This window comes from Flagellimonas flava, assembly GCF_900129665.1.
GTDB lineage: Bacteria > Bacteroidota > Bacteroidia > Flavobacteriales > Flavobacteriaceae > Flagellimonas > Flagellimonas flava.
In genome coordinates this window covers 569,835-584,267 of record NZ_FQWL01000001.1, presented here as the reverse complement: position 1 = coordinate 584,267, position 14,433 = coordinate 569,835, and the positions used below count along the sequence as shown (strand labels likewise).

Here is a 14,433-nt window from a genome sequence, read left to right as displayed (position 1 = left end):
CCCTCTCTAGAGGGAAATGCATCAACTCCCTTCTTGAGAAGGGAAGGATTTCAACTTGGTGAAGCCTGGGATATATTTTTTAGTCAGAATTTACTTATATTGTAGTGGCCTTCCCCCAGCAACACGTTGATTTTTTAAAACAAATCCCATGGCCCATAAATATGTAGCCCTGCCGCCAGATGGCGACGCGGTGTACCTTTTCACTTTTGATACCGACAATCAAGAATTCAAAAAAGCCAAACAAGTGCTCTGGGGAGACTGGCTTAAAGTGGACGAGAACCACGATTTCAGTCAAATTGGGCCTGGCTGGACCGCCATTATCTGGGCGCCCAAGACCAAAAGGGAAATCTATTATATCAAAACTGAATTGACCTCGGACAAACGTCCCTTGGAAATCATTTTTTTAGATGTTGGTCAGGGCGATGGAGCTGTGCTGATCACTCCAGAAGACGGCGCCAAAGAAAAAATCATGGTCATTGATGCCGGTGAGGGGAACAATATGGCTCGATTCTTAAACGGACGGTTTAAAGCCTACCGAGGTTTTGATTTTGAAGCTGCCATCATCACCCACCCAGACTCAGACCATTATCGGGGCTTTGAGGAAATTTTTGCCGATCATGATATCGGTTTTAAGAACCTCTATCAAAATGGCCTTGTGGAGCGTCCTGTAAGCGGGACTTTTGACAAGGTGGGCGGTGTTGTTGAAGACAATGGGGTGTTTTATATGGAGAACCTGGCCTTGGACAAAACGGTGATTGAACAACACTTTAGCGACAACAGCAATTTTGGAAGAAAAGAGTTTCCTCCCGTCATGTTCAACGCGTTGAACAACCCCAAGATTCAAAATTTTAAAATGCTCTCCACGGACCCCAATCAAAGTGTACACAAGGACGGAAGGGCCTATATGCCGGGATTCCAACCTTCCAGCCAACGGAAATACAGCATTGAGGTATTGGGACCCATTATGGAGTACGATGCCAATGACAAGCCCAGACTTCGCAGGATCAGCAGTAATTACGGGAAGACCAAAAACGGGCATTCCATTATCCTGAGGCTGCACTTTGGTAAATACAAGGTGCTTTTTGGGGGAGACCTCAATATTCCTGCCGAAAAATACCTGTTGAGGCATTATGCGGGACTGGATAAATTCCCTGCCAAAAGCAATGACAACTACCAGCTAATGCTTAATGAGGCAGCTAATTGGTTCAAAGCAGAAATCATGAAGGTGTGCCACCACGGTTCAGAAAAAGTGACCGACGAATTCATGCAGGTGGTCAACCCCGCCTGTTTTGTGATTTCCTCCGGAGACCAAGAAGGCCATGTGCATCCCAGGCCTGATCTCTTAGGTCGCTTGGGCCGATTTGGCCGCGGGGAGTCGCCTGTGATCCTTTCCACAGAACTGCAGCGATCCACGCGTGAGTTCGAAGACCAAAAAAAAGTGGACGCGCTCAAGAAAGATATTGATACCCTGGCCGAAGCAGAAGAACCTTCGGATGATTTTGTTGACGAGATCAAGGACAAAATTGCCCATTTAGGACGTACCAATGTGGACGTTTACGGGGCGGTCTACCTAAAAACGGATGGTGAACGTTTGATCACAGCTTTTAAATTTGAAGAGGCCTCGGACAAGAAAAAATGGTTCTACTACGAGTACCAAATTGATGACAATGGTGAGCTTCATTTACGGGATTGATCCAAGCCGTGTTGGTTTAAGATTTCAAAACGACTTCGATAAGATGCTGTAGTTCATCTTCTAAACTTTTGTTAGGAAAAGGTTCACCCGCTTGCCTGTACCAATAGCCCGCATTCCAGTCGTCCCCTTCTTGTCTGTGTAGGTAAGCGTGAATCCAACTGCCCATTCGGGTATGTAGGTCTTGTGCAATGTTGTGCGAGGCATTCCAATTGTCCTTGGCAGCATACCAAAGTGCCCTTAACGCCTCACTCCAGTTTTCCGGTGGGTTGGAATGCATTAAAGTTTCCTTGAACTGTGCATAATTATTGGGTATCCCCATGATGAATATATTGTGGCCATGCCCTATGGGCCAAGATACCCCCGCAAACCATAATCAACAAATGGTAGGGTGTATCGATTTCTATGGTAAACAATTGCCCAAAGGCAAAAAGCAATACCAGCATGGCCAAAAAGGTGAAAAATCCAGAGATCTCGCGCCGTTTGGTTTCCACTTTTCGGTTGTAGAACACCTTGGCCACCAAGCCCCCCAATAAAAAATTCAGCCAAATCAAAGAAGTACGGTTGGCCTTGATAACCTCACTGAAGGTTGGAAATCCCCGGTCTTCCAATCGCACCAAAACAATGTCAATGATAACCATGATGCCCAGCAAGCTGGCCACAATAATTTTTATGACCTTAATGGCCTTGGTATGTTGTTTTATAAATGTTTTCATGGCGGAAAGTTCATGGACCAAAAGAGATGGCCGTAGGCCAATCCCAAAACAAGTAAGAGACTTAGAAACCAAATTGGTTTTTTGAAGTTTAAAAAATAGGTAAGAGCAATGGACAGTGTGGCAAAACCAAATAGAATAATCACAGGGTATATGGAATCCGATAGTTGAAAATCCGTGTTGGTGGTTCCCAAGAACAAATGACCCAAAATGGCCCCCAATGCAAATGGAATAAAATAGAGTCGTTTTTGAGAAGCCTGCAACAAGATGATATTGGAAGTGTCCTCTTCAATATCATTAAGGTTTAAAAAAACCTCAAGCAAAACATAGAGGATGGCAAAAGCTGCCATTATCCCAGTTACGATTTCGTAGGTGCGTTCCACAGGGTTAAATTAAGGAAAAAACCCACATTTTGGAAACTCATTTGGCAGTTTCGGGGCGAAGCCAGGTATCTGGATTGAGGTAAAACATTTTCTTCCAACCCTGCACAGCTTCTCCATCCCTTAAATGAACGTAAGGGAAGGGTGTAGTGATGGCGTAATGTAAATGGTCAGGTTTGCCCACGGCATTACCCGTGTTACCCACGGTGCCCAAAATGGAACCCTTTTTTACCGGTTTGAAGGGAAAGGTCTGGATGTCATCCAAATGGGCGTAATAATGGAACCGCCATTTAGGGCCCAATACCATGACCGATTTCCCGCCCTTCCCCCCGTCATGGGTGTAGACCACAATTCCGTAGGTTGAGGCGATGACCGGAGTGCCTTTATCCGCAAAAATATCGATGCCCTTGTGTGTGATGGAACTACCCCAGGGATAGGCCCAAAACGATTTTTTATCCCAACTGGACTTGGTGGCCCCTTGCACTGGAACGATCATAGCTTGTGGTAGTAAAAAGCCAATCAATAGTATCAATACGGGTAGCCAGAACCATTTTTTGATGTAGCGATATCGCACCAAAAACGCAAAACTGGTCAACAGAAAATACCAAAAGCGTCGGGTGGTATTAGTGATCATCCGTTCAGTTTATCCAGAAAATCCTGCTCGGAGATGATGGGCACGCCCAGATTCTCGGCCTTGGTCTTCTTGCTCGGCCCCATATTGGCCCCGGCAACCAGAAAGCTTGTCTTTGAGGATATAGATGAGGCTACTTTACCCCCATTGTCCTCAATCAGCTTTTTTAACTCGGTTCTGCCCAAACTCTCAAAAACACCGGAGACCACAAAGGTTTGCCCCTTTAATTTTTCGGATTGGTTTTCGAGTTGCTCCTCCGATAGGGAAAATTGCAGTCCGTAGGATTTCAAGCGGTCCACAATGGCCACGTTCTCTGGATTTCCAAAAAATTGTACCACACTTTCGGCGATACGTCCGCCTATTTCGTCCACCGCTACCAATTCCTCTTCCGAAGCCTGCATCAAGGCATCAATGTTTTTATAGGCCTTGGCCAGTTTCTTCGCCACCGTTTCCCCAACATAACGAATGCCCAAAGCAAATAAGACCCGCTCAAATGGAATACTGGTGGAAGCTGCCACCCCATTGACCAAATTTTCGGCCGACTTTTCCGCCATTCGCTCCAAAGGCATTACTTGCTCCTTGGTCAATATGTATAAATCGGCATAATTGGCGATGAGTCCTTCCTTAAATAAAAGTTCCACGGTTTCACTGCCCATACCTTCAATATCCATGGCCTTGCGAGAAATAAAATGCTGAATCCGGCCGGTGATTTGAGTCGGACATCCGGTATCGTTCGGACAAAAATGTTGGGCTTCGCCTTCTTTTCTAATCAATATGGTATCGCATTCCGGACAATTTTGGATGTAGATGGTAGGAGACGAATCCGTTGGGCGCTTGGTAAAATCCACCGCAATTATTTTTGGAATAATCTCCCCGCCCTTTTCCACAAAAACGGTGTCCCCTTCTCTTATGTCCAGTTTTTCAATTTGGTCAGCATTGTGCAATGAAGCCCGTTTTACGGTGGTCCCGGCCAATAGGACCGGTTCTAAGTTGGCGACGGGAGTAATGGCCCCAGTCCGCCCTACTTGATATGTAATTTCATTAAGAACTGTCGATACCTGCTCCGCCTTAAATTTGTAGGCCATGGCCCAACGAGGTGCCTTGGCCGTATATCCCAGCTCATCCTGATGCCGTAAACTATTCACTTTGATAACCACACCATCCGTCTCATAGGGCAGGTCATGTCGTTTTTCATCCCAGTACTCCACAAACTGCATTACCTCATCCGTGGTTTTGCACAATTTATCCACTGTGGGCACCTTAAAGCCCCAGGCCCTGGCTTTTTCCAACACCTCATATTGCGAGGTGATGTTCAAATTTTTGCCCACAATACTGTACAATAGGCACTCTAAGGGTCGTTGTGCAACAAGTGCACTATCCTGCAATTTTAGACTTCCCGAAGCCGTGTTTCTAGGATTCATATAAGCCTCTTCACCAGCCGCCAAACGTTCTTGGTTCATTTTGGCAAAGCCTTCCAAGGTGAGAATGATTTCACCCCGGATATCAAATTTCGGAGGATAATCTCCTTTCAATTGTAAGGGAACGGATTTGATGGTCTTTATGTTTGTGGTGACGTTATCACCCTGAAACCCATCCCCGCGGGTGACTGCGCGCACCAGTTTTCCGTCCTCGTAGGTTAGGCTGATGGATGCCCCGTCATATTTCAACTCACATGTAAATTCCACATCCACATCCCCTAATATGCGCTGAATGCGTTTTTCCCAATCTTCCAAATCCTCCTTGGAGTACGAATTATCCAGGGAATACATGCGATGCTCATGTTGGATGGTCTCAAAATTTTTGGTGACCTCTCCCCCTACCCTTAGTGTCGGTGATGTTGGATCATAAAATTCTGGATGCGCTTCCTCCAATTTTTGAAGTTCCTTTAGTTTGGTGTCGAACTCATAATCCGAAATGGTAGGATGATCCAGCACATAGTAATTATGGTTGTGATGGCGGAGCTCCTCCCTCAGCGCGGTTATTTTTTCTTGGATACTCATTTTTATGTCTGTTCTTTCTCAATCCATTTGGGAATGGCCCTGGGTTGATAATTTTGCATTTGTTGGAACAGGCCTTCCACCGAATCGTCCTCCAAGAGCATGTCCCTGTTTTCCTGTTTTAAGAATCCTTGGGTTACCATAGTGTCCAAAAAAGCCAGCATGGAATCAAAAAAGCCCTCACTGTTCAGGATACCTATCGGTTTTTGATGCAGACCCAACTGCCCCCAAGTAATAATTTCAAAGAGTTCTTCCAAAGTCCCGAATCCTCCCGGAAGTGCAATAAAACCATCGGAAAGCTCGTGCATTTTCAATTTCCGCTCGTGCATGGTTTCCACCACGATCAGTTCGGTAATAGTTGGATGAAAAACTTCTTTACGTTTCAAAAAATCTGGTATTACACCAATTACCTTTCCATTTTTGCTCAACGTGCCATCCGCCACCTGCCCCATGAGGCCCACTTTGGCCCCTCCATATACCAAATCAATTTGCTTTTTGGCCAAGGTCTCTCCTAAATGAAATGCGGCTTGGATTATCTTAGATTCCTTTCCCGTACTACTTCCACAAAAAACGGCGATACGTTTCATATTAGTTGCGTTGGCCTTTTAACATTCGGTCATTTCCAAACATATCTTTTCGCAATTCAATTTCCAAAAAATTATGCGCTTCTAAAAGTGACCGGGTCTCCTCTCCCAGATATTGATTGATTTCCAAATACAATTTCCCATTTTTGTTTAAGTATTTTTCCGCAAACCGTGTTATGGCCCGGTAAAACAACAGCGCGTCGGTGTCTGGCACATACAGGGCCAATCCGGGTTCGTGTTTTTTTATATTGTTCTTGATCTGCTCTTTTTCCAATTCCCTCACATAGGGCGGGTTAGAGACGATGATATCAAACTCAAGTTTAGGTTCTAGTTCGGAGTCTGGCGAAACCTCCAAAATGTCCCGCTCAATAAAGGTCACTGAGACCTCATTGTATGCCGCATTTTCCGTAGCGAGCTCCAAAGCCTTTTCTGAAATATCCAGAGCATAGACCTCGGCATTTGGCAGGTTTTTGGCGATGGCAATAGCGATGCAACCACTTCCTGTGCCGATGTCCAAAATTCTTAGGTCTTGGTTTCGCTCAACCTGATAATCGGATAATAACCATTCCACTAACTCCTCTGTTTCAGGACGGGGTATTAGCACTCGTTCATCCACTTTCAAGATCAGATCCATAAAATGGGCTTCGCCCAAAATATATTGAATGGGTTTTTCTTTTTTCAGCTGTGCCAAGGTTTCAAAAAGGGGCTGTTCTTCTTCTTTGGTTACGTTTAGATTGGGCTGAAGGGTCAAAACGAATCGCGGTAGGTCCAGATAATGTTCAATGGCCAAATAGAAAAAGCTGTCCACTTCCTCTTTGGGAAATATTGGACCCAATTCATCACCGTAGATATCTTTAATTTCCTGCAGTAGCACCCTACAATTTTTTGATCATCCAAACGGGGCAAGCATAATGACCTGTATCTCCCATCGGCTCTTCCAAATACTCGAACCCGTTTTTATTGTACAGTTTTTGCGCTGCCTCCATATAAGGCATGGTCTCCAAATAACATTGGTCAAACCCAAACACTTTGGCTTTCGCCAAACAGGTGGAAATGAGTTTGGTTCCAAGTCCCAAGCCCCTAGCCTTGGGCAGTACATACATCTTTTGAAGCTCACAAACATTGCCTTCGTAATTCTCGAGCTGGGCAATTCCGGCGCATCCTAAAATCTCACCCTCCTTTTCCGCCACAAAATATTCCGCTCTGGGAACATCGTAGGCGGTATACATATCGTTTAACGATGCATCGGCATAGGCCGACCGCTCTTTGGGAACCCCCATTTCAAGCAAAACCTTACGAACCACCCGTGCAACTTCCACATTGTCATTGGGTGTTATTTCCCTAATAATGACTTCACCCATTTTTGCATTTTATTATTCTATTTTTGTCCGGTGAATATACACGAAAAATACATGAGGCGGTGTATCGAATTGGGCAAAAAAGGCCTTGGGTCCGCCACACCAAATCCCATGGTTGGATGTGTTGTTGTATGCGGAGACAGGATCATTGGGGAAGGTTTCACAAGTCCTTACGGCGGACCCCACGCCGAGGTCAATGCCATCCGTTCTGTTAAGGACGAACAGCTACTCAAAAAATCCAGTTTATATGTTACCCTGGAGCCTTGCTCCCATTTTGGAAAGACACCCCCATGTAGTGATCTTATTATTGCTTCGGGAATCCCTAAAATCTTTATCGGGCTCCAAGACCCCCATGATAAAGTAGCAGGAAATGGCATTCAAAAGTTAAAGGATGCCGGTTGTGAAGTCACCGTTGGCATACTGGATAAGGAATGCCGTGATCACCATAAACGTTTTTTAACCTACCAAGAACAAAAAAGACCATACATAATTCTCAAATGGGCCGAGACCCAAGATGGATTTATAGCCCCAACAATTGAAAAAAGAAAGGGAAATCCGCAACCTTTTTGGATTACCAATGGCTATTCCAAACAGTTAGTTCACAAATGGCGGTCGGAGGAACAGGGTATCTTGGTAGGAACCCAAACCGTTATGGACGACAACCCCAAACTGACCGTAAGGAACTGGGAGGGAAAAAGTCCCGTCCGGGTCGTTTTGGACCGGGATTTAAAAACTCCCCAGGAGTTTCATGTTCTGGATGGTGACGAGCAGACCATTGTGCTAACGGCTGTTGCTGAAACAAAAAAATACAGGGATGGCATTGCATATGAAATTATAGATTTCGGGCAACCCCTCGCCGCTCAGATTAGCGCCGTACTTTACCGACATCAGATTACCAGTGTTATTATTGAAGGCGGTGCACAAACACTACAAACCTTTATCTATGAAAACCTTTGGGATGAAGCGAGGGTTTTCAAAGGTACTATCATTTTTGGGGATGGTATTTTGGCACCAGAAATCTCTGAATCTCCCACAAAAACTGAATCTATTCTAGCTGACACTTTATCCCTTTACTACAATGATTAAAAACATTATTTTGGATTTTGGCGATATTTTCATCGACTTGGACAAAACCGCCACCCCAATTACCATGGCCCAATTTGGTTTTCAAGGCCTAACTCCCGAGCTGGACACTCTCTTTAAGAATTACGAAAAGGGATTGATCAGCTCTCCCAGCTTTCTAACCGAAGTAGGGCATCATTTTCCCAAAGCTAACGAACGACAATTGGTTGAAGCATGGAATGCCATCCTTAAGGACTTTCCAGACAGAAGATTGGACTTTATAGAAACCTTGGCAAAAGAAAGAACCCACAGATTGTTCCTATTAAGTAATACGAACGATATTCATATTGAGTTTGTAAAAGAACGGATGGGGAATGAGAAGTTCGGTCGCTTTAAAAACTCCTTTGAAGTGTTTTATCTTTCCTATGAAATGGGGATGCGCAAACCGGATACCGAGATTTTCGATTATGTACTACAGCAAAACAGCCTAGTTGCGGAAGAAACCCTTTTTGTGGACGACACCAAGGAAAATACGGACAGTGCCGCTGAATTGGGAATCAAAGTATGGACCTTGCAGGTAGGAAAGGAAGACATTACGCAACTTAAAACGTTTCTGTAAATGCTACACCTTCTCTTTAGCGTTCTCTGCACCACTTTGATTTTTATCATTTTTAAACTTTTTGATGTTTATAAAGTACAGACGCCTTATGCGATAGTGGTGAATTATGTGGTAGCCTTTACGGTCGGCATCTTACTCTATGGAGGTGAGGTCAATTTTACACAACTTAGCGGTTCTTCATGGTTCTTGGGGGCCATGGGCATGGGGGTGTTCTTTATCCTCATTTTTAATCTGATGGCCAAGGCTTCTCAAGTTGCCGGGGTGGCCGTAGCTTCTGTGGCCACCAAAATGTCTTTGGTCATTCCTGTAGTGATCGGGGTCATCCTTTACCAAGAGAAACTGAGTGCATTACAGATAACAGGAATTTTACTGGCACTTGCAGCTGTTTATTTTACCTCCATCAAAGAGAAATCTTTGACCATTTCCAAGAAGTCCCTGCTCCTGCCCATACTCGTTTTTATTGGTTCGGGAATTATAGACACCAGCATGAAGTACTTTGAGGAGCGTCATTTGGCGAAGGAGGAAGTCGCCATCTTCTCGGCCATGGTCTTTGTATTTGCAGCGCTTTCCGGTTTTGTTTTTATTGGCTTTAAGTCCATTCAAGGAAGATTCAAAATGAACATAAAAGACGTTTTGGCGGGGATTGTGCTGGGTGTACCCAATTACTTTTCCATCTATTTTTTGATCAAAGCATTGCAAAACGAAGGACTTAGCAGCGCAGCTATTTTTACCATTAACAATGTGGCCGTGGTTATGTTGTGCACTCTTTTGGGCATCTTGATTTTTAAGGAACGCTTGAGTCTCAAAAATTGGGGCGGCATAGCTTTGGCCGTGCTTAGTATTATTTTGGTCGCTTTGTTTTGATGGAAGGAAAGGATACCTATAAGACCATTGCCTCTCCTTCCGAGGAAGTTCTTTTTAAAGATCGGAAAAGCAAGTTTTATGGGTATGCTTTTCCAATAAGTTCCAAAGCAGAAGTGAAGTCATTGGTGGAAAAACTTCGGAAGCAATACCACACTGCCAATCATGTTTGCTATGCATGGCAAATTGGGGTCACCAGTCCTATTTATCGCGCCAATGATGATGGGGAGCCCAACAACTCGGCAGGGATGCCTATCTATGGTCAAATCCAATCCTTTGGAGTCACCAATGTCCTTGTGGCCGTAGTGCGTTTTTTCGGTGGAACCAAGCTAGGTGTGGGGGGATTGATCCAAGCCTACAAGGCAGCGGCCCAAATGGCCTTGGAGCATTCCGAAATCGTGGAGAAGGTACTTCAATCCAAGCTACAGTTGGATTTTGGTTATCCTCAAATGGACAAAGTTATGCGAGGTATCAAGCAACGTGGCCTATCCCTGGTTTCCCAAAATTTGGAATTAAATTGCTCCGTGATCATTGCCGTAAGGCAAAGTGAGGCGGACAATACTTTTGTGTTTTTTAACGAGATGGTGGACGTACAGGTCAGGCGATTGGATTAAAAGTCCAATTTCTCCAATATATAGTCCGGACATCGAGTGGGTTTGTTTTTCACTTTGTCCATAAATGCCAACACAGTTTTTGCCTCGGCTATAAGTTCTTGATTTTGATTGTAGATTTTATAGTCAAATTCTATTCGGACCATGGGCTGCTTTTTGATGGAGGTCTCTACCGTGAGAAGGTCATCGAACAAGGCAGATTTTTTATAATCGATTTGTAGGGAAATTACAGGTAGCATGATTCCATTTTCCTCCATGCTTCGATAAGACACGCCCAAAGCCCTCAACCACTCTATTCTGCCCATTTCCAAATACTGCGCATAGTTACCATGGTATACCACGCCCATCTGGTCTGTCTCACCATACCGAACCCGAAAAGAAAATGAATTTAATCGCATATTTTAACTGAAAAATTATATATTTAGAGGCTCGGTTATCGTTAGGGAAACATGCGAAAAAAAAACAAATTATTCAATGGCAAAATCATTTTTTTTTTCAAAGTTTTGTTCACATATTTGTCGCATCCAATGAGCATCCAAAAACCTTTTGATGCTTTAATCTAAAAGCTTTAAAGCTAACCATTAAACTAAGGAAAAACTTTTATGAGTGTTACTGCAAATTCCGTGTGGAACAACTGTTTGGCTTTTATCCAGGATAATATCCAACCGCAGGCATTCAAAACATGGTTTGAACCCATCAAACCCATTAAGTTGACCGATAAGGCCCTGAGCATTCAGGTGCCCAGCAAGTTTTTTTATGAATGGTTGGAGGAGCATTATGTAAAGCTTCTAAAGGTTGCCCTGACCAAAGAATTGGGGAATAATGCCAAGCTTATTTACATCATTAAGATGGAAAATAAGTACGGAAACAAAGAACCTTTTACAGAGCAAATTCCAAGTGCTAACAGAACTGCTGTTGGGCCACAAGAATTGGATGTCCCAATCACTTCAAAAAGTCCCGAGCTAAAGAACCCTTTTGTTATACCGGGTATCCGAAATATTAAGATTGAGTCCCAATTAAATCCAAACTACAATTTTGATAATTTTTTGGAGGGAGACTCGAATCGCTTGGCAAGGTCTGCCGGAATGGCCGTGGCGAACAAACCTGGAGGAACGTCCTTTAACCCGTTATTGGTCTTTGGAGGCGTTGGTTTGGGAAAGACCCACTTGGCCCATGCCATAGGAGTTGAAATCAAGGATAAGTACCCAGAAAAAACAGTACTTTACATTTCTGCAGAGAAATTCACCCAGCAGTATATAGAATCCGTAAAGAAAAACACCCGAAACGATTTTATCCATTTTTACCAACTGATTGATGTACTCATTATCGATGATGTACAATTCCTTTCCGGTAAATCTGGAACCCAGGACGTATTCTTCCATATTTTCAATCACCTGCACCAAAATGGGAAGCAGGTCATCCTCACGTCGGACAAGGCACCGGTAGACATGCAGGATATTGAACAGCGGTTGTTATCACGTTTTAAATGGGGTCTATCCGCCGAGCTTCAAAGTCCGGATTACGAAACCCGGGTATCTATATTAAAGAACAAATTGTACCGGGACGGGGTGGAAATGCCGGAGGACATCATAGACCACGTAGCCAAGAACATCAAGACGAATATCCGGGAACTTGAAGGTGCCATTATTTCGCTGATAGCACAGTCCTCATTCAACAAACGGGAGGTTACCTTGGAATTGGCGCAACAGGTCGTGGAAAAGTTTGTTAAGAATACCAAACGTGAAGTATCCATAGACTACATTCAAAAAGTGGTCTCGGATTACTTTGAGATGGATGTTGCCACCCTGCAGTCCAAAACCAGAAAGCGCCATATCGTTCAAGCAAGGCAATTGGCCATGTTCTTCGCCAAAAAATTTACCAAGGCCTCCTTGGCCAGTATTGGTTCCCAAATCGGGAAAAGGGATCACGCCACCGTTTTGCATGCCTGCAAGACCGTAGACAACTTGGCGGAAACCGATAAACAGTTCAGAAAGTATATTGAAGACCTGAACAAAAAATTCTCTTAAGCCTTAATATTTTATGAAGACCAAGGTGTTGATGGTTTGCCTGGGGAATATTTGCAGGTCACCCTTGGCAGAAGGCATCTTGCGTTCCAAAGTTGATCAAACTTCCATATTGGTGGATTCTGCTGGCACCGCTGGTTATCATATTGGCAATCCTCCTGACAAGAGATCTATATTGGTCGCCCAAAAACATGGGATAAACATCAGCCATCAACGGAGCAGACAATTCTCAACGTCCGATTTCAAGGATTTTGATCTCATCTTTGCGATGGATACTAGTAATTTTAGGAATATTTTGCGTCTTGCTACTAGTACAGATGACGAAAAAAAAGTAAAATTGCTATTGGATGAAGTGGATCTAGATACCAATGAGGTTCCCGATCCCTATTATGGCGGTACCGAAGGTTTTGAAAGGGTTTATGAAATGCTCGACAAAGCTTGTGAAGCCGTTGCCAAAAAACTGAACTAAATCCATGGAAGAAAGCAAACCTGGCCTTGTAATGGGCAAAGTTTATCTTATCCCAACAACCTTGGGCGATAGTGCTCCATTGGAGGTTCTACCCATTTCCATAAAGCGTGCTATTGAGAACATTGACTACTACGTGGTTGAGAACGAAAAGACGGCTAGACATTTCATAAAAAAAATTAGCCCGACCAAATCACAGCCCGAACTGCACATAGAATCCTTGAACAAGTTCACGGACCCGACTGTAATTCCCTCCTATTTAGATCCTTGCCTTAGCGGACACAATATCGGGGTTTTGTCCGAAGCCGGGTGCCCCGGAATTGCAGACCCTGGTGCCTCTGTGGTAAAAGTTGCTCACGAACGGAGGATACAAGTGGTTCCCTTAGTGGGTCCTTCATCCATTCTTATGGCGATGATGTCCAGCGGCATGAATGGCCAAAATTTTGCCTTCAATGGCTATTTACCAATTGATAAGGCGGAACGCAAGTCCACCCTAAAACGTTTAGAGCGTCTATCGCGCGAACAAGGGCAATCTCAAATTTTTATGGAAACCCCGTACCGCAATGATAAGCTACTGGCCGAGCTAAAACGTACCCTTCAAAAAAGTACACGTTTGTGCATTGCAGCTGACATTACCCTACCCACCGAATTCATACAGACTAAGATAGTGCACGAGTGGGGAGAAATAGCACTAGATTTGAACAAGCGTCCGGCAATATTCATTATCCAGGCATAAAAAAAGCCCAAGTCTAAAACTTGGGCCTTGGCACTTACTTATACACTTAACAACTATATTTTGGCATTTCTTTTTTGCTCAATTTCGGAAATATCAAAACCTGCAAACTTTCGCATGTAATAGGATATACTACTTCCATAAGCATCAGCAACATCGTTTTTACCATAGGAGCGTAGATATTTTTTCACGTTTCCGGCTCCTGCCAAATGCGCAGCGGCAACAATACCCGATTCGGTGATCTCCACACCTCTTATCCGCTTCCCGTTGAAACGTTTGATATCTCTACGTAAAATCCATTTATTGCGCGCCACATTGGTTTCAAAAACCTTCTCTTGTAGCACCGGGTCACTTAAGAAAGTATTGGTATTATTTACTCCCATAAGCTTAAGGGTACTTGTACCAAATTGGTATTTACCCATATATCCCAACGTATTTATCACGTTATATCTTCCTTGCGATTCCTTGAAGGCCAAAGCCTCTTTGAATCCATTATAAGCGTTCCCCAAAAAAGGAGGGGATACCATGTCATTTTCAAGAATTTTCGTTGACTCTGTGAGCACAACGAATTCCAAACTGCTCTCTACCTTTAACGAATCCGGAATCTTGATGTCCACCTTCTTATCTGAGGTATACGAAACAAAACTCGTTAAAATAACAATCATGGCAAGATGCAGTAAAAAACCTATCCATCTTTTCATAAT

At 43.9% G+C, this 14,433-nt stretch carries 18 protein-coding genes; 8 read left to right on the top strand and 10 right to left on the bottom strand.

Going from position 1 to position 14,433, the window contains the following annotated elements:
- Positions 1–148 precede the first annotated feature (148 nt).
- Positions 149–1,693 carry a ComEC/Rec2 family competence protein gene (locus tag BUC10_RS02675; protein ID WP_073176350.1) on the top strand — a complete coding sequence of 515 codons (1,545 nt, stop codon included), beginning with the start codon at positions 149–151 and terminating at the stop codon, positions 1,691–1,693.
- Between the two features lie 16 nt (positions 1,694–1,709).
- On the opposite strand, the gene BUC10_RS02670 is transcribed toward BUC10_RS02675, so the two are convergent.
- From BUC10_RS02670 to BUC10_RS02635, 8 genes are read right to left on the bottom strand one after another with little or no spacing between them, the layout of a single operon-like run.
- Positions 1,710–2,012, bottom strand: coding sequence for a hypothetical protein (locus BUC10_RS02670; RefSeq protein ID WP_073176349.1), 303 nt, complete (start codon positions 2,010–2,012; stop codon positions 1,710–1,712).
- Positions 1,996–2,406, bottom strand: a complete 411-nt coding sequence (locus BUC10_RS02665; RefSeq protein WP_073176348.1) for a hypothetical protein — start codon at positions 2,404–2,406, stop codon at positions 1,996–1,998. The genes BUC10_RS02670 and BUC10_RS02665 overlap by 17 nt, the downstream gene beginning before the upstream one ends.
- Positions 2,403–2,786 (bottom strand): hypothetical protein, encoded by a 384-nt coding sequence (locus BUC10_RS02660; protein ID WP_245812758.1) that lies wholly within the window; start codon positions 2,784–2,786, stop codon positions 2,403–2,405. Before BUC10_RS02660 ends, BUC10_RS02665 begins: the two co-directional genes overlap by 4 nt.
- A gap of 37 nt (positions 2,787–2,823) precedes the next feature.
- The gene (locus BUC10_RS02655; RefSeq protein ID WP_084732510.1) at positions 2,824–3,417 is read right to left on the bottom strand and encodes a M23 family metallopeptidase; all 594 of its coding nucleotides are present in this window, start codon (positions 3,415–3,417) and stop codon (positions 2,824–2,826) included.
- Entirely contained in the window at positions 3,414–5,414 is a 2,001-nt protein-coding gene (gene ligA / locus BUC10_RS02650; RefSeq protein WP_073176347.1) for an NAD-dependent DNA ligase LigA, read from the bottom strand. Before ligA ends, BUC10_RS02655 begins: the two co-directional genes overlap by 4 nt.
- Before the next feature lie 2 nt (positions 5,415–5,416).
- The gene (locus BUC10_RS02645; protein WP_073176346.1) at positions 5,417–5,998 is read right to left on the bottom strand and encodes an LOG family protein; all 582 of its coding nucleotides are present in this window, start codon (positions 5,996–5,998) and stop codon (positions 5,417–5,419) included.
- A gap of 1 nt (position 5,999) precedes the next feature.
- Positions 6,000–6,869, bottom strand: coding sequence for a peptide chain release factor N(5)-glutamine methyltransferase (gene prmC / locus BUC10_RS02640; RefSeq protein ID WP_073176345.1), 870 nt, complete (start codon positions 6,867–6,869; stop codon positions 6,000–6,002).
- Position 6,870: 1 nt separating this feature from the next.
- Positions 6,871–7,356: a GNAT family N-acetyltransferase gene (locus tag BUC10_RS02635; protein ID WP_073176344.1), complete on the bottom strand. Its 486-nt coding sequence runs from the start codon at positions 7,354–7,356 to the stop codon at positions 6,871–6,873.
- Positions 7,357–7,386: 30 nt separating this feature from the next.
- On the opposite strand from BUC10_RS02635, the gene ribD reads away from it, so the two are divergent.
- From ribD to BUC10_RS02615, 4 genes are read left to right on the top strand one after another with little or no spacing between them, the layout of a single operon-like run.
- Entirely contained in the window at positions 7,387–8,439 is a 1,053-nt protein-coding gene (gene ribD, locus BUC10_RS02630) for a bifunctional diaminohydroxyphosphoribosylaminopyrimidine deaminase/5-amino-6-(5-phosphoribosylamino)uracil reductase RibD (protein ID WP_073176343.1), read from the top strand.
- Positions 8,432–9,034, top strand: coding sequence for an HAD family hydrolase (locus tag BUC10_RS02625; RefSeq protein ID WP_073176342.1), 603 nt, complete (start codon positions 8,432–8,434; stop codon positions 9,032–9,034). Before ribD ends, BUC10_RS02625 begins: the two co-directional genes overlap by 8 nt.
- Positions 9,035–9,898 carry an EamA family transporter gene (locus BUC10_RS02620; protein WP_073176341.1) on the top strand — a complete coding sequence of 288 codons (864 nt, stop codon included), beginning with the start codon at positions 9,035–9,037 and terminating at the stop codon, positions 9,896–9,898.
- A complete protein-coding gene (locus BUC10_RS02615; protein WP_073176340.1) occupies positions 9,898–10,509 on the top strand; it encodes an IMPACT family protein in 612 nt (203 codons plus the stop codon). Before BUC10_RS02620 ends, BUC10_RS02615 begins: the two co-directional genes overlap by 1 nt.
- Here the strand turns inward: BUC10_RS02615 and BUC10_RS02610 are convergent.
- Positions 10,506–10,904 carry an acyl-CoA thioesterase gene (locus BUC10_RS02610; protein WP_073176339.1) on the bottom strand — a complete coding sequence of 133 codons (399 nt, stop codon included), beginning with the start codon at positions 10,902–10,904 and terminating at the stop codon, positions 10,506–10,508. The genes BUC10_RS02615 and BUC10_RS02610 overlap by 4 nt on opposite strands.
- Before the next feature lie 204 nt (positions 10,905–11,108).
- Here BUC10_RS02610 and dnaA point away from each other — a divergent pair, with 204 nt between their 5' ends.
- The 3 genes from dnaA to BUC10_RS02595 are packed head-to-tail and all read left to right on the top strand — an operon-like array spanning position 11,109 to position 13,732.
- Positions 11,109–12,533, top strand: a complete 1,425-nt coding sequence (gene dnaA, locus BUC10_RS02605) for a chromosomal replication initiator protein DnaA (protein ID WP_073176338.1) — start codon at positions 11,109–11,111, stop codon at positions 12,531–12,533.
- A gap of 13 nt (positions 12,534–12,546) precedes the next feature.
- Positions 12,547–12,999 carry a low molecular weight protein-tyrosine-phosphatase gene (locus BUC10_RS02600; RefSeq protein WP_073176337.1) on the top strand — a complete coding sequence of 151 codons (453 nt, stop codon included), beginning with the start codon at positions 12,547–12,549 and terminating at the stop codon, positions 12,997–12,999.
- A gap of 31 nt (positions 13,000–13,030) precedes the next feature.
- Complete coding sequence (locus tag BUC10_RS02595; RefSeq protein WP_417935123.1) at positions 13,031–13,732, top strand: SAM-dependent methyltransferase; 702 nt, start codon at positions 13,031–13,033, stop codon at positions 13,730–13,732.
- 53 nt (positions 13,733–13,785) lie between these two features.
- On the opposite strand, the gene BUC10_RS02590 is transcribed toward BUC10_RS02595, so the two are convergent.
- Positions 13,786–14,430: a lysozyme family protein gene (locus BUC10_RS02590; RefSeq protein ID WP_073176335.1), complete on the bottom strand. Its 645-nt coding sequence runs from the start codon at positions 14,428–14,430 to the stop codon at positions 13,786–13,788.
- Positions 14,431–14,433: the final 3 nt, after the last annotated feature.